This is a genomic window from Varibaculum vaginae, assembly GCF_900604285.1.
GTDB lineage: Bacteria > Actinomycetota > Actinomycetes > Actinomycetales > Actinomycetaceae > Varibaculum > Varibaculum vaginae.
This window is the reverse complement of sequence record NZ_UWNY01000001.1, coordinates 1,113,090-1,133,744: the sequence shown is the minus strand read 5'-3', so window position 1 is coordinate 1,133,744 and position 20,655 is coordinate 1,113,090. Positions and strand designations below refer to the sequence as shown.

15 protein-coding genes are annotated in these 20,655 nt (G+C 48.5%); 6 read left to right on the top strand and 9 right to left on the bottom strand.

Going from position 1 to position 20,655, the window contains the following annotated elements; genetic code table 11:
- Positions 1-12 precede the first annotated feature (12 nt).
- The 3 genes from metX (at position 13) to lipA (ending at position 2,937) form a co-directional block, all read left to right on the top strand.
- Positions 13-1,200, top strand: coding sequence for a homoserine O-acetyltransferase MetX (gene metX / locus EFB02_RS04835; RefSeq protein WP_122820426.1), 1,188 nt, complete (start codon positions 13-15; stop codon positions 1,198-1,200).
- Positions 1,201-1,268: 68 nt separating this feature from the next.
- Positions 1,269-1,934 (top strand): lipoyl(octanoyl) transferase LipB, encoded by a 666-nt coding sequence (lipB, locus tag EFB02_RS04830; protein ID WP_122820425.1) that lies wholly within the window; start codon positions 1,269-1,271, stop codon positions 1,932-1,934.
- Positions 1,918-2,937: a lipoyl synthase gene (lipA, locus tag EFB02_RS04825; RefSeq protein WP_122820424.1), complete on the top strand. Its 1,020-nt coding sequence runs from the start codon at positions 1,918-1,920 to the stop codon at positions 2,935-2,937. The genes lipB and lipA overlap by 17 nt, the downstream gene beginning before the upstream one ends.
- A 488-nt stretch (positions 2,938-3,425) precedes the next feature.
- On the opposite strand, the gene EFB02_RS04820 is transcribed toward lipA, so the two are convergent.
- The 3 genes from EFB02_RS04820 to EFB02_RS04810 form a co-directional block, all read right to left on the bottom strand.
- Positions 3,426-3,773 carry a cupin domain-containing protein gene (locus tag EFB02_RS04820; RefSeq protein WP_122820423.1) on the bottom strand — a complete coding sequence of 116 codons (348 nt, stop codon included), beginning with the start codon at positions 3,771-3,773 and terminating at the stop codon, positions 3,426-3,428.
- A gap of 33 nt (positions 3,774-3,806) precedes the next feature.
- On the bottom strand, positions 3,807-4,610 hold the full coding sequence (locus tag EFB02_RS04815) for a class I SAM-dependent methyltransferase (protein ID WP_122820422.1): 804 nt from the start codon (positions 4,608-4,610) through the stop codon (positions 3,807-3,809).
- Between the two features lie 302 nt (positions 4,611-4,912).
- The gene (locus EFB02_RS04810) at positions 4,913-6,457 is read right to left on the bottom strand and encodes a class I adenylate-forming enzyme family protein (RefSeq protein ID WP_122820421.1); all 1,545 of its coding nucleotides are present in this window, start codon (positions 6,455-6,457) and stop codon (positions 4,913-4,915) included.
- 139 nt (positions 6,458-6,596) lie between these two features.
- Here EFB02_RS04810 and EFB02_RS04805 point away from each other — a divergent pair, with 139 nt between their 5' ends.
- Positions 6,597-7,358, top strand: a complete 762-nt coding sequence (locus EFB02_RS04805) for an NADPH-dependent oxidoreductase (protein ID WP_122820420.1) — start codon at positions 6,597-6,599, stop codon at positions 7,356-7,358.
- Between the two features lie 383 nt (positions 7,359-7,741).
- Here the strand turns inward: EFB02_RS04805 and EFB02_RS04800 are convergent, their stop codons facing one another.
- The 6 genes from EFB02_RS04800 to EFB02_RS04770 all read right to left on the bottom strand — a co-directional run bounded on the left by EFB02_RS04800 (position 7,742) and on the right by EFB02_RS04770 (position 19,429).
- The gene (locus EFB02_RS04800) at positions 7,742-12,889 is read right to left on the bottom strand and encodes a S8 family serine peptidase (protein WP_122820419.1); all 5,148 of its coding nucleotides are present in this window, start codon (positions 12,887-12,889) and stop codon (positions 7,742-7,744) included.
- Between the two features lie 83 nt (positions 12,890-12,972).
- Entirely contained in the window at positions 12,973-13,551 is a 579-nt protein-coding gene (locus EFB02_RS04795) for a methylated-DNA--[protein]-cysteine S-methyltransferase (protein WP_234992737.1), read from the bottom strand.
- A gap of 273 nt (positions 13,552-13,824) precedes the next feature.
- A complete protein-coding gene (locus EFB02_RS04790) occupies positions 13,825-14,757 on the bottom strand; it encodes an InlB B-repeat-containing protein (RefSeq protein ID WP_438947136.1) in 933 nt (310 codons plus the stop codon).
- A 231-nt stretch (positions 14,758-14,988) separates the two neighbouring features.
- Positions 14,989-15,363 carry a hypothetical protein gene (locus EFB02_RS04780; protein ID WP_122820417.1) on the bottom strand — a complete coding sequence of 125 codons (375 nt, stop codon included), beginning with the start codon at positions 15,361-15,363 and terminating at the stop codon, positions 14,989-14,991.
- A complete protein-coding gene (locus EFB02_RS04775) occupies positions 15,318-15,641 on the bottom strand; it encodes a vWA domain-containing protein (RefSeq protein ID WP_122820416.1) in 324 nt (107 codons plus the stop codon). The genes EFB02_RS04780 and EFB02_RS04775 overlap by 46 nt, the downstream gene beginning before the upstream one ends.
- 551 nt (positions 15,642-16,192) lie before the next feature.
- The gene (locus tag EFB02_RS04770; RefSeq protein ID WP_147471031.1) at positions 16,193-19,429 is read right to left on the bottom strand and encodes an InlB B-repeat-containing protein; all 3,237 of its coding nucleotides are present in this window, start codon (positions 19,427-19,429) and stop codon (positions 16,193-16,195) included.
- A 170-nt stretch (positions 19,430-19,599) separates the two neighbouring features.
- Here EFB02_RS04770 and EFB02_RS04765 point away from each other — a divergent pair, with 170 nt between their 5' ends.
- Both EFB02_RS04765 and EFB02_RS04760 read left to right on the top strand, forming a co-directional pair.
- Entirely contained in the window at positions 19,600-19,830 is a 231-nt protein-coding gene (locus EFB02_RS04765) for a PTS sugar transporter subunit IIB (RefSeq protein ID WP_122820414.1), read from the top strand.
- Between the two features lie 125 nt (positions 19,831-19,955).
- Positions 19,956-20,648 carry an HAD family hydrolase gene (locus EFB02_RS04760; RefSeq protein WP_122820413.1) on the top strand — a complete coding sequence of 231 codons (693 nt, stop codon included), beginning with the start codon at positions 19,956-19,958 and terminating at the stop codon, positions 20,646-20,648.
- The last annotated feature ends 7 nt before the right edge of the window (positions 20,649-20,655 follow it).

Here is a 20,655-nt window from a genome sequence, read left to right as displayed (position 1 = left end):
GGAAGAACCAAAATGCGAACGGCACTAAAAGATAGAGCGCAAGGCGTTAGTGTTAACCCCCGCCAGCAATATCCCGGCACTAATTGGGCAAACAATCCGGCTTGGCTGCCCGGCGATGATCCCGGTAACCGCCAGTTTGTTTCTCTAGGGGAACTACCTTTAGAAAATGGAGGCTCCCTGCCAAGTGGCTACCTGGCGTATGAAACTTGGGGGAAACTAAACGCGGATGCCTCCAATGCGATATTGATTGAACACGCCCTTACCGGGGATTCTCATGTAATTGGGTTGCAAAGCCCCGCACACCCCACTGCCGGTTGGTGGGAGCGGGTAGTTGGCCCGGGAAAACCGATTGATACGGATCGTTACTTTGTGGTGGCACCTAACTGTCTAGGGGGATGCCAGGGCTCTACCGGACCGGCCTGGCCGGCTCCCGATGGCCTACCTTGGGGTTCACGTTTTCCGGAAATCACTACCCGTGACCAGGTACGCGCGGAAAATCAATTGCGCAGGTACCTAGGAATATTGTCTTGGGCCTTGGTAGTTGGACCTTCAGCAGGAGGCTTTCGCGCCCTGGAGTGGGCGTGCCTCTATCCGCAGCGGGTACGGGCTTTGGCGGTGGTCGCGACCGCCGGAGCGACCACCGCCGACCAGACCGGTTGGGCACATATGCAGGTGTGTGCCCAAGAGTTAGATAACAGCTTTGCCGGAGGAAACTATTACTTATCGGGCGATAAAGAAGCAGGTAATGCCGGACTGGCGCTAGCTCGACAAATCGCACACGCCACCTATCGCACTTCCGGCGAGCTAAACACCCGGTTTGGACATGACCCGCAAGGCGATGAAAATCCCTTGGCAGGGGGACGCTATGCCGTGGAGTCCTACCTGGATTATCACGGGAAGAAACTGACCAGGCGTTTTGATCCCGGATCTTATCGGACGCTAACTCGCGCGATGATAACGCACGATATCGGGCGCGGACGCGGCGGCACCCGCCGCGCCGCCGGCTCCATCTCTGCACTCACTTTGGTGATTGGAGTGGATTCTGACCGCTTATTCCCGGTGGAAGAATGCGCGGAACTGGCACGCCAGATTCCTGGTGCCAGGTACCGGCAAGTTACTTCCTCCTCCGGTCATGACGGTTTCTTGGTGGAAACCCGGCAGGTAGAAAAAATTTTGGCGGATTTCGTTGCTGGCTTATAGTCATCGTTCACGCCCACTAAATAGCGGTTAAGTGGGTTAAAGCAGGTAGGCTGGAGGGCGTGCAAATAATGGATTTAACCGGGCAGCTGCAGGACTATCGCACCCTGGATAAATTGCATAAACAGGTACATTCCGAGGTAGCAGCGGGAACACGGGAAAACACAACCCTCCTGGTGCAGTACTCCCCCACTTTCACAGTGGGGCGCAATACCAAACCAGAAGATGTACCTAATAAAGATGTACCGGTAATCGAGGTAAACCGGGGCGGTTCGGTTACTTGGCACGGCCCGGGACAGCTGGTTTGCTACCCGATAGTGAAACTGCCGCAGCCTCTAGATGTTATCCGCTTTATTCGCGCCGTGGAACAGGTAGTAATCGATACCTTAGCGCCCTATGGGATTGACGCGCAGCGGATAAAGGGACGGGCAGGTGCCTGGGTACTGAAACCGGGGGAAATCGATAAAAAGATTGCCGCCATCGGGATCCATACCGCGCGGGGTGCTTCTATGCATGGTTTCGCTCTCAATGTGAATCCCACTTTTAGTGATTTCGCCCGGATAATCCCCTGCGGTCTCACCGATGCCTGGGTAACTTCCATGAGCGAACAAGGATGCCAGGAAACCGTGGACTCTATGCGTGCCCCGGTAATCGCCGGGTTGCACCGCAACTTAGACACCCCTTACTTTCGAGGCGAACAGCAAAGTCAGGAGGGTGCAAATGTCTACACTCCCTGAGGTGGGCGAACGCAAACTATTACGGGTAGAGGCCAGGAACGCCCTCAGCCCCATCGAAAACAAACCCGAGTGGATAAAAACCAAAGTAGTTTCCGGTAAAAACTATATGGATATGCGGCACCTGGTACACCGCTCCGGGTTAAACACCGTGTGTGCGGAAGCCAATTGTCCCAATATCTATGAGTGTTGGCAGGATCGGGAAGCCACCTTCCTGATAGGTGGCGCAGTCTGCACCCGGCGCTGCGACTTTTGCGATATCGCCACCGGACGCCCCGGTGAATATGACCGCGAGGAACCGAGCCGAGTCGCAGAATCGGTCGCCGAACTAGGGCTGCGGTACGCCACGGTAACTGGAGTTTCCCGCGATGACCTACCCGATGGAGCCTCCTGGCTATATGCGGAAACTGCTCGCCAGATTCACGCTAAATCCCCCAATACCGGGGTAGAACTGCTGGTAGACGACTTTCGGGGGCACCAGGGCGCCCTCGAGGAAGTGTTCTCGGCGCGCCCGGAAGTATTCGGTCACAACCTGGAAACCGTACCCCGGATTTTCCGGCAGATCCGCCCCGCCTTCCGTTATGAACGTTCCCTACAGGTATTAGAGGCCGCCTCAGATGCCGGTTTAATTACCAAATCGAACCTAATTTTGGGAATGGGTGAGACCCGCGAGGAAATCGAGGCTGCCTTGCGCGCCCTCAGGGATGCCAAAGTCGATATTATGACCATCACCCAATACTTGCGTCCCTCTCCCCTGCATCATCCCATTGACCGCTGGGTCAAACCCACCGAGTTTGTAGAACTGTCAAAATACGCCTATAGCCTGGGTTTTTCGGCAGTAATGGCCGGCCCCCTGGTGCGGTCTTCCTACCGGGCAGGCAGGCTGTGGGCACGCGCCATGCAGACGAAAGGCCGCGAGCTCCCCGCTAATCTGGCGCAACTAGCGGAGGAAGGTACCGCGCGCCAAGAAGCCTCTGCGCTATTAGCGTCCCGTTCCACGCAATAGAGCTGTGAGAATAGGTTTTCCCTCCTGCCCAAGTCGGGTTAAATCCTAGAGATTTAACCCGACTTATGCCCACCTAACCTACTCGGATAAAACCTATTCTCCCAGCCCCTGTTCGCCATCACAGCTCGCACGCTCCCAGAAGAGTTATTGTACTGAGCCCTATCCTGCTGGGCGGATACTTTCTTATATCCTTGCCTCAGCGATAACTCCTTTGCACGCTTACGTTGCAGCTACTTTAGCGAGGCGTTTCCCGGCCAGAAAGATAAAAGTAAAATAGGTGATCGTTCTTTTGACTAGCCGTTCCTTTGGGGTTGAGCGCTTGCTATGTGAGGACTGTTTTTCAGGTACGCGTGCTTTGGTGGTCGCGGGGAGTAAGTTTTATCCGAGTGGGCGCGGTGGGCATAAAAATTCGGAAAATACCTGCGGTCTTTTTCCAAATTCTTGGGCGGGAGGAAAAACTTACTCCCTGCGATTCTTATCCGCCGAGGTTAGTTTTTTGGTCTTGCCAGCATGTAAAGCACCATTTTTGATGGCTTGATAGCTTTAACGGCATGCGGTAATCGGGTAGTGAAATGCACTAAACCACCAGGTAGCAGAGTCACGGTTTTACCCTCGGCGGTGATTTCGAGCTCACCTTCTAAGGTTTCAGCAAGCACCGGCATCGCAGCCGTATGCTCAGAAAGTTCCTCGCCAGCATCGAAAGAAAATAGCACGACGTTGACGCCCTCTGCGCGCAGCAAGGTTTTTGAGACAGTTGAGCCTGCCGCGTACTCGATTTCATTAGCTAGATTGTTGATAAATCCTAGGGCGGGAGGTGTTGGAGTTTCAGCGCTCATGACGGTGACCGTTCAGGTGATTAGGGAGATAAATTACTTGGACGGTTTCTTAGCTACTATCGCAATGCCGGTCAGGTGGTCGCGGTATTTGTTGAAAGTGGATCGCATCTGAAGAACCCGGGCTCGGAGGTCTTTATCCCGGATTAGGTTACGGATAATCCGCGCAACCCCCAAGATACCTTCATCAGCCAGATTACGCCTGACTGATAGTGACGCCATCGGTGCAAAACTAATCCATTCCACCTCAAAGCCAGCATTAGTTAGCACCGCACGCCATTCATTTTCGGTCAGCGGGCGCGCGTTAGCTCGAATCGTCCGGGCTAATTGCTGGCGTAACCCGTCAGCCAGCTTTGGGTCAATATCATTTGGGGTGAGTCCTAGCTCGTGGATGGCGTAACGACCCCCTGGTTTGAGGAGACGAAATGCCTCGGCAACGATTTCGGCTCTAGCTTTTTCGCCTTGCATGGTTAGCATCGCTTCACCAACCACTACCTCGGCGCTTTCGCCACTCAACCCGGTGTCTTGCGCTTTAGCATTAATGACTGTTCCGCCGTGGGGTTTGACTATGGCTTCCACCCGTGCTACTGCCGCCGGATCCTGATCAACACCAACATAGGAGGCTACGCCTTCGGTGACGAGCAATTGGGCAGTACGACCTAGCCCTGGAGCGAACTCGACGATTTGCTTTCCCTGCATATCGGCGGCAGTTAACATCTGTTTCGTCAACTTCAACCCGCCAGGGCGAAGCACCCGCTTACCAGCACGAGCGAGCACCCAATATCCGGCAGCAGTACTGGTTGAACGATCAGATTGTGGCAAAGAAGATGTATTTTCCATACTAAAACCCTAATAACCAAGATAAACCTTAGTCAAACATTAGTAGCTATTAGATTTACAGCAGCTATCCTTAACCACCACAGTTTTCTTGGGACTTAAATAACGTTTGGAAAGACGAAAGGAACAATGGGGCAGTTTTTACCTCACGCCCCGAAATCCGGGCTGAATACCTGAGTATCGCCGGGAGTGAGTTTTATCCGAGTGGGCGCGGTGCGCATAAGAATTCGGAAAATACCTGCGGTCTTTTTCCGAATTCTTGGGTGGGAGGAAAAACTTACTCCCCGCGAACTGCGAGATCAGTCTTAGGAAAGGAATTCTTTCAGGGTTTGGCGGGATATTTTTCCGGCACTGTTTAGGGGTAGCGCGCTTACTTGAATTATTTGTTTGGGGATTTTATAGGCGGCTAGTTTGCCTGCTAGGAACTGTTTCAGGGCCCAGAGGGTGGCGGTTCCGGTGATTACCGCACAAACCCTCTGCCCCCAATACTCGTCCTCTAGGCCGATTACCGCGACCTGTCCGATACCGGGGAAAGTTGAGAGCGCGTCCTCTACTTGTGCGGGAAAAACGTGTTCCCCGCCGCTAATAATTACGTCACTTGCCCGTCCGCTCAGGCGCAGCAAGCCGTCTTCACCGATAAACCCGATATCTCCGGTTTCAATCTGCCCGTCAATAGCACTGATGGCTCTGCCCGGATAGTTGGTTTTACATACCTGCGGGCCGCCGATAGTGATTTGTCCCTGAGTGCCTGCCGGCAGCGCTTTCCCGTCCGCGTCGCGCACCGCCACTTGAGAATAGGTAAAGGGACGCCCAGCCGCCTCCGGATGCTGCAAAGATTCGTTTATTCCCAGGTAGCAGCCGGCACCTCCGGTTTCGGTCATTCCCCAGACTTGGATCGGACGCAGCTCAAGTTTTTCCATCCGCCGCGCTAAAGCTGCCGATAGAGGCGCGCCTCCAATCAGGGGACGGCGCCAATACGGGAAGGGATTTTCCGTGAGTTCCTCCCCCGCATCTTTCTCCAGAGCATCCAACATTCCGGTGAACATGGTGGGAACCGCGAACCCGATGGTGACTTGTTCTTGGTGAATAATCCGGGCAGCGGTAAGCGGAGAAAATCCCGCAATCACTACTATTTTTCCGCCGTGACAGAAAATATCGTTGGTGGTGCCGTTAAACCCGCCGATATGGGACAAGGGCGCGAGTGCCAACCCGGTATCCGAGTTGCGGTAATCGAAAGCGTCACGATAGTTCGCCCACGCCCAATACATGGTTTCGCGGGAATGCTCCACCCCCAGGGGGCGCCCAGAAGTCCCGGAGGTATAAATGATTGCTGACAGCTCCCCCTCGGCTACCGGAGCAATCTCACCGGCTAGTTCCCCGGGAGAAAAAGGTTGCTCTCTGTGGGCAGTTAGGAGCTGTTCATGCAGCAGATCCAGGTTTATAACCTGCGGTTTTCCGAGGGCGCCCCCCTGGGAGGACGCGGACTCTGCGGCAGCGGAGGCGACACTAGCTAGCGGCAGCTCCCCCTCCTGATCGCTAAAGAGCAGGCGCGGGGCAGAGTCGGCCACCATCGCTCGTAAATCGGCAGGCGCGGCGGCTTTAGCCAGGGGAACAAATACTGCTCCCATCTGGTCGCAAGCGATCCAAAGCAACAGGTGATATTCGCTGTTAGCGCCGCAAATCGCTACCCGATCTCCCCTCACTACCCCCCGTTCTTTCAGGTATAGCAGTAAATGTTGCGATAGCGACCAGGTATCGGACACGGAAAAATGCCCCCGGGGACCGGCCAGGCTTTGGGCATGGGGATGGTCAATCGCGGCTCTTTGAAAGTTTCGTATCGGTCTAATCATGACTTCCCCCGTTTAGCGTCCTCGGCTATATTACCCACCTGGTCACCTCTGCGAGTTAACCAGCAGGTAGGTTAAACTTAACGACAAGGAACCGGCAGTCCCGGTGGTGAAGGTAGGCGAGGATCTTAGGAGAGCTGTTATGTCTGAAACTATTGAAAACCAGTTGGCACACCGCTCGGTACGGTCTTTTGATACTCAACCAATCTCGCGAGAAGTGTTAGCACAGCTGAAAGAGGCTACCAGGCGCACTGCGACCTCTTGCGGGGTGCAAATGGCTTCGATTATTCAGGTGAGAGATCCAGAAAAGAAACAGGAGATTTCCCAGGTTTGTCAACAAGACTATATTGCTGAGGCTCCGCAGCTCTGGATTTTCCTTACCGACCTATACCGTTCCTACCGAATCGTGGAGGAAAAAGGAGAGGATAAAGCTAGCGTGCGCGGTATGGACGGGTTTTTCCAGGGATTCACCGATGCAGTATTAATGGCGCAAAACTTGGTGAATGCCGCTGAATCCCTGGGGTTGGGAACCTGTTTCTTAGGCTCAATCTTGAATGACCCAACCCGACTCATTGAGATTTTGCAGCTCCCGAAACTGACTTTCCCCGCCCTGGGGGTAATGTTTGGTTACCCGGGGCAGCAGCCGCAGCTCAAGCCGCGAATGCCGATGGAGCTGCGCATGTTTGAGGACTCCTATAACTGTTTTGAGGGTTCCTACCTGGAAATCTTCGCGGATTATGACCAGGAAATGACTTCCTACTATGACACTCGGGCACATGGAAAACGCGCGGATTCTTTCACCGATAGCCTCACCCGGATTATGCTGCGAGATGCGCCCTTACGCCGCGGAATGCTAAATGCGGTGCGCAGCCAAGGTTTCGACCTTGCCCTCCAGCCCCGCTAAAGGTTAACTGCCCCCTCTCCCGGATCTCGAGGCACACATTTAACGCACCTACATTAGAGAGCATGGTAATTCGCGACCACGCCCTCACCCCAGTTACCAGGCAATTCTAGTGTAATTAACAGAATCAACTAGCCGGTCAAGCATATCTTGTTGCCCGGGGTGAGGGCGCGGTTTTCAGAATGATTAGATTCCTAAATCTATTTTGCCAGCATTAATAGCAAGTCCTCTCCATCTATTAGCCAACGCTGGTCACAACCAGTCGTTCCAGCTGGCAGTCTCCCCTTACCACTTACGCCCGAGTTCACAAGATGTATGAACCATCAGGCGCAAATGCGGGGTATTTATCACTGCAACTGCCTACCGTTTGTAACAGAGGGGACAAATTAGCGGAGGCTTTTCTCCCTTCGTCTCATAAGTAACGCTCCACCCGCGATAAAGCACAACATGCTCCCCAACGACAATGCCAACAAATCGGTAGATATACCGGTATTAACTAAACTATTACCTCGTTTATTACTAGTTTCTCGTTTATTTCTGTTGTTTTCCCCAGTAGAACCTTCTTTGGGCTCCACTTTTTCTAAAGTACCGTCATTGCCGGAACTAGCATTATTTTCATCCTCATTATTAGAGGCACCCGGGTGTGGATCTATCGGCAGTGGCGCCCGATAAGGAGCCATCCAGGGAGCCAAGAAACCGTAGTCTACTATTCCCGGTAGATCCAGTACCTTAAGAGCAAATTTCACCACCGCTATTTCACTCGCAGTTGAGAGATCTATGACAGCAAAACCTGTCTGAGAATAATCACCCGTACGTAAGGTCCAGTTCCCTTTGTTACCCAACGGTCGGGTGTAGATTGAAACTGAGCTATCTTCTTCCAAAGGTAACTTCACTTTCAAGGTACCTAGCCACGGGACAGATTCTTTCTCATCGTCTAGCAAATCAACTTGCAGTAGCTGTTTAACCTCCAACTTTTGATAAGGATTGTCAAGCAGTTGCCTATTAAGAGAAGCTACTGTCGATTCCATCTGGGGTAGTTGTTCCGCCTTTATCTGGGAGGCTTTACCAGCATTAAGAGCAATAATTTTTCCGACTATTTTATTAGTTTTATCTTCAAACTGTTTTTCTGCATCCGACACAACTTTAATTTCAGGCAATGTGTCATCATCGCGAGTCAAGGATTCCTTAATCTGCTTATTAACCTGGTCATCGCGATAGATTTCCAAGCTTCCGATGGCATTCGGTAAAGCATATTCACGCAAACCTATTTTCTGGTTTTTATCATAAGGCTTAATCCTACGATTCAAACGAACCATTTCGAGTGGGTTGTCGGCGAATGCCCGTCTCCCCACTGTCTGAATTTGTTCGGTGAATACTACTTTCTTTAACAAGTTACCTTCGAAGGAACTTGCGCCAAGTTTTTTCAATTCCGCCCCAAAGATTAAGGTCTCTATTTGGTTTCCTTCAAAAGCAGATTCCGCCACTTCCTGCACTGAATCTGGAATTCTCAATTGACTGAGAGAATTGCCGATGAAAGCGTTATTTTCAATAGATTCTAGGCCTTCAGGCAATTTCAGATTCTCAATTCCCCCGCGATCAAATGCGAAAGGTCGTGCAAAGGCATTTGGTTTAATTATTTTCACCGAATCCGGTATTTCTACCTGCTTAAGCTTTTCGGCATTTTGGAAGGCCATCGTAGCTATTTCCGTAAACTTAGGATTATTCGGCAATTTCAATAGCGTTAAGCTTTCAGCTTCTTCGAATGCTGCCCTGCCCAGATATTCCACGCTATTAGGTATTTTCAATTCTTTAAGTTTACGACAATAGGCAAAGGCGTTATCCCCGATATGGCGCAAATTATCTGGCAGTTCCAACTGAGTAACACGCAGGTTTTGAAAGGCGCTACTATATATCCGTTCCAGACTACTCGGTAACTTAAGTTCTTTAATTCCTAGGTTATAGAATGCCTCAGAGTTAACTTCAGTAACCCCTTCAGGAATTTGTACTTTAGCTACGTTTTTTATCCCCCAAGTAGGATTCTTGAAAACTCCAGCTCCAATACTAGTGATTTTTACTCCGCCGATCACTTCGGGAATCTCTAGATTTTGCTGGTCAGAGGGCTTTTCTAAGAACTCTTTTAATTTGAGCCATTTAGTAATCATGCCGCGAGAGGGGCTAATTTCCCAGTCACCAATAGTTAGCAGATCCTTTGGTTTCTGTTCATCGGAGACTAACGCATCAGCTACTGGGGTTAAGTTCACCTCTGAGGCAAATTTGGGCTGAACCGGACTAACAGCTTTATCGTTAGGGTCGGTTGTACCAAATTCTGCTCTAATCATTGGTACCCCAAAGTAACCACCGCTTATTAAAGGCAGGAATTCCCCAGTGTACAAATAAGCATGTTGAACTGCCCCGGTTTTTGGCCTCACTGAAGAATCCAAAGCCACAGCAGGAGTCTTTCCGCTGGGGGAAACTTGTTCTACCGTAATATACAGCTGGCGGTTTCCCGCGATTTTATCTGAAAGAAGATTTATTTCATTCCATTTTCCAGGAACTATGTTTATTAGGCGCGGTTTAACCACATCAATTACGCGGCCAAGCGAATTGATTGATTTTACAGATAATCTCATTTGCCCTGCTTGCAGGTAAGGATTATTTCCCGCTCCAAAAATGTGAACTTTTCGCAGCTGAGTGCGCTCTCCTCCGTTAACATCTATCGCGACTCCTCGACCTACCTTTGAATGTAAGATCCCTCCGGCTAACGGATTATTATTGTCATATGCTACCTCCCGGCGACCAACTTGTTTGTCTGCGGGAGGAACTGAATTTTGCGAATTTTCTATTTCCGGTTCTTCCGCGCCACCAGGTTTTTCTTTTTCAAGAATCACATCTAGTTTGAGATCTTTATCCGGATGCACCTTGACCGAATGTTTTTGCGTTGCGTATCCTGAATGCCCAATATAGACATCATATGTTCCGGCAGGAATCTTAGGGATACTATATTTTCCGCTTTTTTCATCTGCTAAAAGTTTTAACCCTAGCTGCGGTATTTCAATTGCTGCTGCGAGTGCTTCGTATCCCGAAGAATCTTCACCTTTCAGATTCAACTGTAAATCTGTGTGTGGAACGGGATCGGTATTAGCACTTTCTCCTTTCCCATTTAAAAGCAAAGAAAGGTTGTCAATCGACCAACCGTCTCCACTTACTCCCCCCTTATTAAGGCTGAAAGCAAATAAATCGATGGTTTTACCCGCAAATTTTGAAAGATCGACACGCCGCTCTACCCATCCTTCTTGTTTTAGCTCGGTGGGATAGTTAAATACCCCTTCTGCTTTTTCGCCAGGTGCTTTAGGGACACTAACAGCTTGGAAACCAATTACCCCGCCAGCCCAACTAGCATTTTCTTGGAAGACTAGCTCCACCTTATCGCTGGGCACTACCTTAGTTAGATCAATTCTGGGCAGTTGGAAGGTTGACTGTTCCGCTGTACCCATACCATGCTGATTGGGATTAAGCCCCAAAATTCTTTCTCCGGTGACCGGACGGGGATCTGTCTGCAAATTTACGGTGGATACCCGGAAATCTCCTTCCATATCTATTCCAGTCGATAACTTTTCAAAATCATTAAAGTAGCTACCCGGAAGGATTGCCGCCTGCACCTGCACCGAGGCTTTGGAGGTTTCATAAATTTTATTGCTGGTAGTCTCTACTTGAACTTTAACTTCGTAATTTCCCGGTGCTGTTATTTTTTCCGCAGGTAGGGAAATTTCGTAGGATTTTTCATTGTTAGTACTGCTTATAGCCAGTTTTTCTTGAGCTACTTCTTCTCCGTCTTTGATGAGTAATAACGAAATACTTCTACATTTATTTGGCTCTTGCAGATTGACTAACACGGGTAGTTTTCGACTTATATACGCCCGTTTAGGTAGCTGTATTATCGCCGGTAGCTTGGTATTTACTGTAGTTGCGGCACTCACCGTACCACTGAGGCTCCCAAGTTTTTCGCCGGCCGGAATTTTTCCTGCTTTTTGTAGAGCTGATTGCACAGCATCATACGCATCTATCACTCCATACCCATACCCATAGTTTGGGGTTTGTGGATATTCATCATCAGTTCCCTTACGAGTATTAGATTTCAAAATAGCTTCTAACTCATTTACCGATAGCTGGGGATTAGCTTGTAAAACCAAGGCTGCTAAACCCGATACGTGGGGAGCAGCTCCGCTGGTGCCATCCCAGGAGGCATATTTTCCTCCCGGTAAAGCCGAGCGAATCTGCACCCCAGGAGCAACCAAATCGGGTTTTATTCCCGCATTTTTCCATTGGCTTGGCCCGCGACGGGAAAAGTCTGCCAGTATCCCAGTGTTATTAACGGCTCCCACGCTTAGCACCCCCGGCATAGAACCAGGATTATCTACCGAACCAGGAGCCGCTTTTACTGCCCCGTTATTTCCAGCACTAAAAACATTCAAAATCCCAGCTTCACGAATAGTTTTAGATACTTCTTCCAGCCATGGATCCGCTTTATTACTTCCATCCGACCAGCTTTGATTAATAATCCGAGGGGCTTTCGCGCTGTCCCCTCCCGGCGCAAGCATCCACTGGCACGCCTTGATAATATTGGCGTTACTTCCACCTACCCCATCACGGAAAGCACGGGCAGCAATAAATTTTGCCCCAGGAGCTACTCCGATTCGATTCACTTCAACTGTTTCATTACCCGTTTTACGCGTCTCGGATCCCACCATGATTCCCGCAACGTGAGTCCCATGACTGTCTGTTTTTCCGCTGCCTACAAAATCTATGTAGTTTCCCTTTAAAATAAACTTTCCTGTCTTGGCATCGAAGCCGCGAAAGTGACTGCGCAATGCGGGATGTTGATAATCGACCCCTTGATCAATTAGACCAACAGTAATTCCGGAACCGGTAATGTTTTTTTCTGTCCAAACTTTATTAACGCGAATGGCCCGTAAATTGGCTTCTATTTCTTCTTCTGGGTTAATGTCCGCACTACGAGAACTCCCTCCTACGGCTTGACTGGTTTTAGCCGGCACAATCATTTGCGCCATTCTATTTGGAGTGATGCTCACCACCGGTGAGAGCTTTGCTAGCCCTTGCAATATTTCTTGTTTACCTACTACCCGGATAGTATTGGCTATCTCTAAAGACTCATATTTTTTAACTTTAGGATTATCGGCTAAGAACGCCTGTGCTGATTTTTGCGCTGCTTGCGCACGCAGCTGTGCTGCTTTTAACGAGATAGCCGCCGGAGAAGCTTCGGAGCCTAACAAGCGTTTGGCTTCCCCCAGCCTTCTATCCGGGGCATCATCTTGGAACGTAACTAAAACGTCCACTAATCCATCTTGGTTGGCAGCAATTGTTGAATCTATTTTATTTTTTGCTTTTATTGTTATCTGCGAGGAACTTTCTAATGCAGATGCCTTAGCGCCATCCATAATCGCCCCTGCAAACACCAGGAAGAATGTCAGCAACAGGGCCAATACTTTCCGTACGGGGTTAAGTTCTTGTTTCACTACAACTCGCTTATTTTCAGTAAGGACTAACTAACAAAGGCCACCCTAACAAGTTCATTAAAATTACTCAACACCTATTTAGCTTAGGAATAAGGATGCAGCTTCCTTGGTAACGGCTGTTTCATTGGTCCCGACTTTTTCTTTGGCATGACCAGATTCGTCATATCGACTTTTTCTAGTTTCAGCAGCTGGATTTTTCTCTCCATTCCGGCACCATAGCCGGTGAGGTTGCCGCCTGCACCAATTACCCGGTGACAAGGAACAATTAACAGAATCGGATTCGCCCCTACTGCTCCCCCAACTGCCTGCGCGGACATGCGTGGAATCCCTCGCTCCCACGCGATCCGGGCAGCGATTTCCCCATAGGTAACGGTTTCCCCAAACGGGATGGTAAGCATGATTTCGCAAACCCGTTTCTGAAAGTCCGAGCCCGAGAGCTTTAGCTTTGGGGTAAACGAGGGTGCGCGTCCTCGAAAATACGTATCTAACCAGCACACGGTTTCTTGGAATATCGGCAAAGATTTTTCCTGAGGGCGGGTGCCCGCAGCCTGCTGTGATACTAGACCTAACCCAATCAGCGCGCTGCCATCGCTGGACATTACCAGCTCGCCCAGCGGGGAATCATAGAAGTGGATATAGGTATCCGCATCCTGCTTCCGCAAACCCCCTCCTAACGCACTCGCTTAACTGCCCGAAAAGTGCTCCATGCCGGTCTAAATAGTCTTTTTCTAAAACCATAGAGACGCAAAAAGTGTACCCTTAGCGGTTATGTCCTGATTTTGACACAATTATGCGAAAGTATGTCCTTACTTTCGCATTTTTCGCTACCCCTCAATAAATCTTGCAGGGATACCTAGGAGAAAACTCCGGCAAAATCGGCGGCGACGCAATACGTCCGCAATGCCTGGGAGACTTCGCTTAAAAGCAAATACTTCCTACTTATTGTTTTCTTCCCTCGCCCTCTTTTTCATGAGGATTCCCAGACCTGTAATCACAAGTCCTAATGCAGTTAGCGATACCGGAAGCGTGAGTGATGCACCTGTCTTAGGAAGTGCAGCAGACTTCTTTACAGGAGCATTTGGAATCTCTTTTCCCGGTACCGACTTAGGGTTATTCGTGTAAATAGCATATACAGTGATATCACTATTTACGGTAGTATCCCCGGTAAATGCGGTACCCGTACCATCTTCCCTTGTATTCCACTCTTTGAAGGCAGAACCAGCCTTCATTGGATCGTGCGGCATGGATTGGTCAGTCAAGGCATCGGTATCAATAGCCTTACCAGTCTCGACCTTAACGAATGCATATTTCTCCGCGCTGTTCATGAAGGTGACCGTGCTGTTCGTATCCTTTGCAACGTATTCCACTTGGGGAACTGGGAATGATACTGCATCACCCTCTTTACCATTGGCATCCACTGGCTTCAAAGTTGCACTCTCGTTGGTATTAAGGATGTGAGTACCAGCTTGGGCAGGCACGTTTACCAGCTCTTCCTGGTAGTTGAGCGCTACCGCCATTTTTGGATACACCGTCTCGTTGATCTTCAAGATGAGCTTTTCTTTGTTGCTATCTTGAGCATCTGCCTTCTTGTAGATCAGCTCAAAGCGATAGGTGCCGCCGGTCTTTTTGCCAAAACCAAAGTGAGCATCGTCTTTACCAAGAGTTGTGTCAGTAATTTTTTCAGCGTTTAAGGTGTCATTAGCAACCTTGAGGCTCAATTCTTTATCGTTATTGACGAAGTCAAAATCTTTTCCTATATAGTCGACAACCGTTGAGCCAGTTGCTACTTTTTCGAGTACTTCCTTCTTAAGCTGCTCAAAATCGGTATTAAGTTCACCATTATTGGATTTACGCGCGAGGTACTTCAGGAATAGAGAGCCATCAAAGTCTGCCTTGTTCTTGTACTACACGTTCATTTGGTATCCAGCGTTTACCATCTCCTGGAAAACGTCATCAGCTTTAATGAACGCAATGTCGATATTTGCTGGAGCATTATGTTCAATCGGCACAACTATACCTTTTGTTCCGCCGCCTTTTCTACGAGAAAAGGAATTATAAGCATAGTCATATTGTGCCCAATTCGCCACAGGATCCTTCTCTTACTCACGATAGTAATCGAGGTATTGTCCAAGGTAGTTAATATTTGGCTTAGGTTTATCCTGGTTTTCCGGTTTATTGGTATCCCACGGCCAAGCATCACCCATAGCATATGAGAAGATGAAGTTCACATCAGTACCTTCAAACTTTTTCCAGTCATTTTTCAGATTGTATTCGCGGCTTTGATATTCCCAAATACCACCTTGAAAATCTCGCTTATCACCATATTTACTTGGATCTTTTTGCTTGTTCGGATTAAAGGAACGTGTGTATGCTGTTTTATAATCATTATTTTTTGAATAAAGATACGTAGCCCCATCACTAATTAAAATTATATGTTTGTTCTTAGCAGTAACCGTGGCATCTTCATCCAGCATTTTCTTCGCTGCCAAAGACCAGCATGCATATTTGTACCAAATCCAAGTACAGACTCTTTTAATTTATTCTGTATATCATCATAGTTTTTCACCACATCAGTAAGCTCTTGATGAACTTTGCCGGCATAATAAAAATTAACAATACCTACTTTGATGTTTAAACCTTTTTCGTCTGCCTGCTGCTTGATATCAGTTAAAAACTGTTGTGCTTTAGCATCTATTCCAGTAGCATAACTTGCGCCACTCTTATCCAGCACAAATACTACATCCTGGGCCATTACGTCTTCCTTACCTGGGAATGACAGGGAAATATTTGTTGTTAACTCATCATCGACTTTCGTGGCGGTTTTATTATTTTTCTCTAGTGCAGCATTTTGATCTGTTGCGACGGTATCATCAGCAAAAGCACTGGGTAGTGCCAGTCATTAAGCCAAATGTTATTAATGTGGCTATCAATAGATTAGTTGTCTTTTTTACTAATGATTTCATCTTTTTTCTTCTTGTAGAAGGTTAAAAAATTTTTTGTGGATTTAAGAAATTGTTTAAAAAAATACCCAACGCCACAATGCTATCAATCAGGCCTGCAGTATTCGTTATTTTCCCGTCTATTTTCAGTATGCTCCCGTCAAGAAATATGAATTTAACTCGTCCATAGTTAGAGACGGTTAGATAGTCGACCATGTTGAGCTACGTATTTTTATCATACTCGCTCGAAAAACTTTGCTTTTTCTACTCCTCGATAATACCTAGGGGAGAACTAAAGGCCGCTCATAAGCAGGGGATGCTTATGAACGGCCTTTAGGTATTTAGTTATTTAGTTTCGCTGGGATTAGCGCTGATTACGCTGCCGACGACTGATTACAAATAGCCCACCGGTTGCTAGCAGCAACAGCGAGGCATATAGGGAATAAATTCCATCGGCACCGGTCTGTGACAGCTTCCCGGCTGCAGCTGGGTTCTGTGCTTGCGGTTTCGGCTGTGGTTTCGCCTGGTTTCCAGGTTTTTGATTCCCCGGAGTTGTCGACGAAGGGGCCGGCTTGTTCTTCCAGAGGGCTTTAACCGTTACGTCACCATTAACGGTGATACTGTCGCCCACTTTGTAGGTGTGCCCGTTTACTTCCCATCCGGAGAATTCTTTATTCTCAGGAGCAGTAAAAGCACTAGCTAACAGTTTATAAGTACTACCCTTATCAACAGTCTTAGTCTCCATAGTCCCCTTACCACCATTACCGTCGTAAGAAACCTTCACCTGAATCTTCTTCCAAACAGCCTTCACGACCGTATCCTTGGTGACAACGATTTCTTTACCCGCGGCAACTTTATTGCCATCGATTTCCCAGGTATCAAACTCTTGAGTGTCATCCGGAGCCTTGAAGCTACTTTCAAGCAGGGTATATTTACTGCCCTTGTCCAGGGTCTTACCCTCCATAGTCCCCTTACCACCATTACCGTCGTAAGAAACCTTCACCTGAATCTTCTTCCAAACAGCCTTCACCACGGTGTCTTTGTTAACAACGATTTCTTTACCCGCGGCAACTTTATTGCCATCGATTTCCCAGGTATCAAACTCTTGAGTGTCATCCGGAGCCTTGAAGCTACTTTCAAGCAGGGTATATTTACTGCCCTTGTCCAGGGTCTTGCCCTCCATAGTCCCCTTACCACCATTACCGTCGTAAGAAACCTTCACCGGAATCTTCTTCCAAACAGCCTTCACGACCGTATCCTTGGTGACAACGATTTCTTTACCCGCGGCAACTTTATTGCCATCGATTTCCCAGGTATCAAACTCTTGAGTGTCATCAGGAGCAGTAAAACCGTTAGGCAACACCGTGTACTTACTACCCTTTTTCATGGTCGCAGAATCCATATTGCCACTGCCACCATTAGGGCTATAGGAAACCTTCACCTCGATGTCTTGCCAAATGGCTTTGATAGTGGTGTTTTCCTTAACTCTGATTTTATCTTTGGCCTTATGTTCGGTAGTGCCAATCTGCCAGGTCTTAAATTTCTCGTTTTCCGGAGCCGTAAAAGCATTGGCTAGAATCTCATATTCAGCGCCTTTATTTACGGTCTTACCCGTCATTTCGCCTTTGCCGCCGTTGCGGTCGTAGCTAACAGTGGCAGTTTCGAGCTTCTTGTTAGCCGGCTCTGAATCAAGCGGTTTTTCTTCAGGAATTAATCCGCCATTATCTTTTGCGGTTGCTTTAACGGTGCCACCGACTTCGATGTCCTCAACTTTCAGAGTAATCACACCAGTATTTGCATCAACGGTTGCGTCATCTGATGACCATGTGGTTTTGCCGACACCATCCACAGTCCTTGTAACCATGCCAGTTTGCTTAGCACCAGAAGCGTCCGTATAGGTAAAGGTGTAGGACGCCAAGTCGGTATCATCACCGGGATTTTCATAAGCTGGCGGGGTAATAGTTACTTCACCCTTACCCGTATCTACCGCAATCGCAGGAGATTTCGGTGCAATATTTTTCACCAGATCTTTGGCAGGGATTTTAAAAACTTTGGATCCACTCTTTACTTTATAAGTTCCATCGTCATTCTGTGCTAATACCCACTTGCCATTTACCCGAGAACCCTCCACATCATTAGGGCTTATTATTGTAACGTTTCCAGCGTTATCAAATTCAATAATTGCAGGCACGCCTCCAACACTAAGTCCAGTTCCATCGGGGAGTTTAGATACGCCGTTCTTTGTATTGGCTTCTCTAATAGCTTTATCGATGGCAGTCTTATCCGCCTTCGTTAATTTGTGAGGATCTCTTACCTCAACTTTGGCGGGGACTGTTGGTACCGGATCAGACTTCGCGCAAGAACGGAATTTATGTGGCTCTTTGACGGTGATACCGAACTCTCTTGCGAGTTTTAAATCGTTATCCTTGATTGAGAAAGTAACTTTTGTGCCGTCAACGGATACTGCTTGAGACATCTCTTTTACAGTAGATTTGTCCACTTTACATTTTCCACCTGGGTTAAAATTCTTGTCCTCCCCATCCTTAAAATCACTGATAAAATAATACTTCGTACCTGAGGAAACCTCTTTTTCAAGTGTAACGATGATCTGTCCGTCTGTTACCTGGACTTTTTGTATTGTCGGAGCAGCAGAGTATTCCTTTACCTCTTTGATTTTAAGTTTCGTAGCTTCAATTTTTCCGGAGGTTGATTTATCGGTATAGGTCACTTCATAGTAAGCATGTTCAGTGCCATTGATAGAAAACTTAACGGATTCAATATCCCCAGCTATTTCTGTGTTTACCTTCTTAAACATTTCAATAGCTTCTGCTTGCTCATCTTCAGTTACAAGGCTGGAGCTCGTTAGTTCAATCCAGATTTCACCGGAGGGCATCTGCAATTTGTCTTTATTCTCTAATGCTTTTGATGGCTGAGCATTTGCAGTTACTTCCGGTGATGTATCTTCACCTAGTTGTTGATAAACAGTAACTGTATCTCCTTCTTCAACTTTTTTTCCAGCAGGTAGATCTACTTTCCAGGTGTTTCCACTTTTAGGGGTAACGGAAAGATTGGCTTTAACAGTGCCGTCTTTAGCTTTTAATGTTACATGAACTGTTGCTATTTCAGTTACCCAATTTTTACCAACTTTAACTCTAACTTTGTGTACCTTACCGCCGGAAATAGTTGTGGCATCGTAAAACACTTTGTTAATTGTCGGTGCTTTTACTTCTCCGGCACCTACAGCCCGCTCAACATACTCCGGGCTGATCTCTAGGCCATCACTTGAACGGGTATTCGCCTTAGTAGCTGCTTTATTTTCCAATGCTGCGCTGGTTTTAAGCTCTGCAGGGTCTGCGGTGTTGACTGGCTGCACATTAGTGCTTGGTTGCCCCGCCAGCGTCCCCTCCTGCAGATCCTCTGCCTGCACTAGCGTGGGGGCAGATAGGGTAAATCCCAGCGCGCAAAACAAGGCGATAACCACCGCTCTTTTGAGGAAACTGACAGTCTTGCGCACCGCTCCGCCAGATTCCACCGCTAACAAAGTTCCCGGTTTATTATTTAAGTTAAGCATAAGGCCTTCCCGTAACTTGCTGTTACTCATGACTTTTACTTAATGATCCTATCATCAATGCTGTAGAACGCCCTAGGGACTTTTTTTCCCAATCACCATGATTTAAACCACCCCACCAGGCTTTACTCTAAGCTTTTGCAGATTGATGGTAATCTCACTATTGACGGTTATTCTTAGAAGTTTTTGTGCGGGAGGATCGCTTGGAACAGGTAAAACAGTTGCTAGTAGGGCTGGGGGGAACCGAAAATATCACTGAGATTGAACCCTGTATTACCCGTCTGCGGGTAGAGGTAAAAGACCCGCTAAAGGTAGACGAGGAAGTGCTAGCTGCTGGCGGAGCCTTTGGGGTAGTAAAAACCGGCCGCTGCATTCAAGTAGTGGTGGGGCCGGTCGCCGATGAACTTGCAGCTGACATAGAAAAGCTGCGTTAGCTGCTATTCCGGTTCCCTGCCCGGCAAAAGCACTACCGAGCAATTTTCACGCCCACTACCGCAGCCAAATGTAGATACCTGCCGCACGCAAAAACACAAAATACGATAACACCAAAAACAACAAGATGACCATAAAAACCTGCTACAGCACCCTCACCCCGAAACAGCGACCTCAAAGCATATTCAAAGGTCTACTGCTGGATCTGGACGGCACCCTAATCGACTCCGAACACACGCACCTAGCCGCCTACCGCAGAATGTTTACCGCCAAAGGATGGCAGGTAGCAGCATCCGAGATGGAGATCTTTAAGGGGCGCCCCGGACCGGAAGTATTCCAAAGCGAACCCGGTCCCTGGTCCGGCCTCGACCCCGAAAAACTGGGGTTAGAAGCTCGCTCTTATGTTGATATTCGCCGCGATCCCCCACGTATTTTTGCTGGAGCCCGCGAAATCATGCAGCTAAAGATGCCGAAATGTTTAGTTACTTCCGCGTGGAGACAGTGGGCGCAGTTGTCCGCCCAGCTACTAGACGCCCCGGCTAGTCTAAAAGTGATTAGCCAAGAAGACATCCGTGCCGGCAAACCCGCACCGGAACCCTACCTGGTGGGAGCGAAAACCCTGGGTCTACCTGCGTCCTCCTGCATCGTCATCGAAGATACCACCAGTGGAGTTATCTCGGCGCGCAAGGCTGGAGCCGGCAGAATCTACGCGGTTACCACCAGCCAAAAACGCGCGGCACTAGCGGAAGCAGGAGCCGACCTGGTCGCCGACAGTTTGCAAGAACTACTGCCCTATCTTTGCGAAGAAAACGCCTGCTAACTGCCGG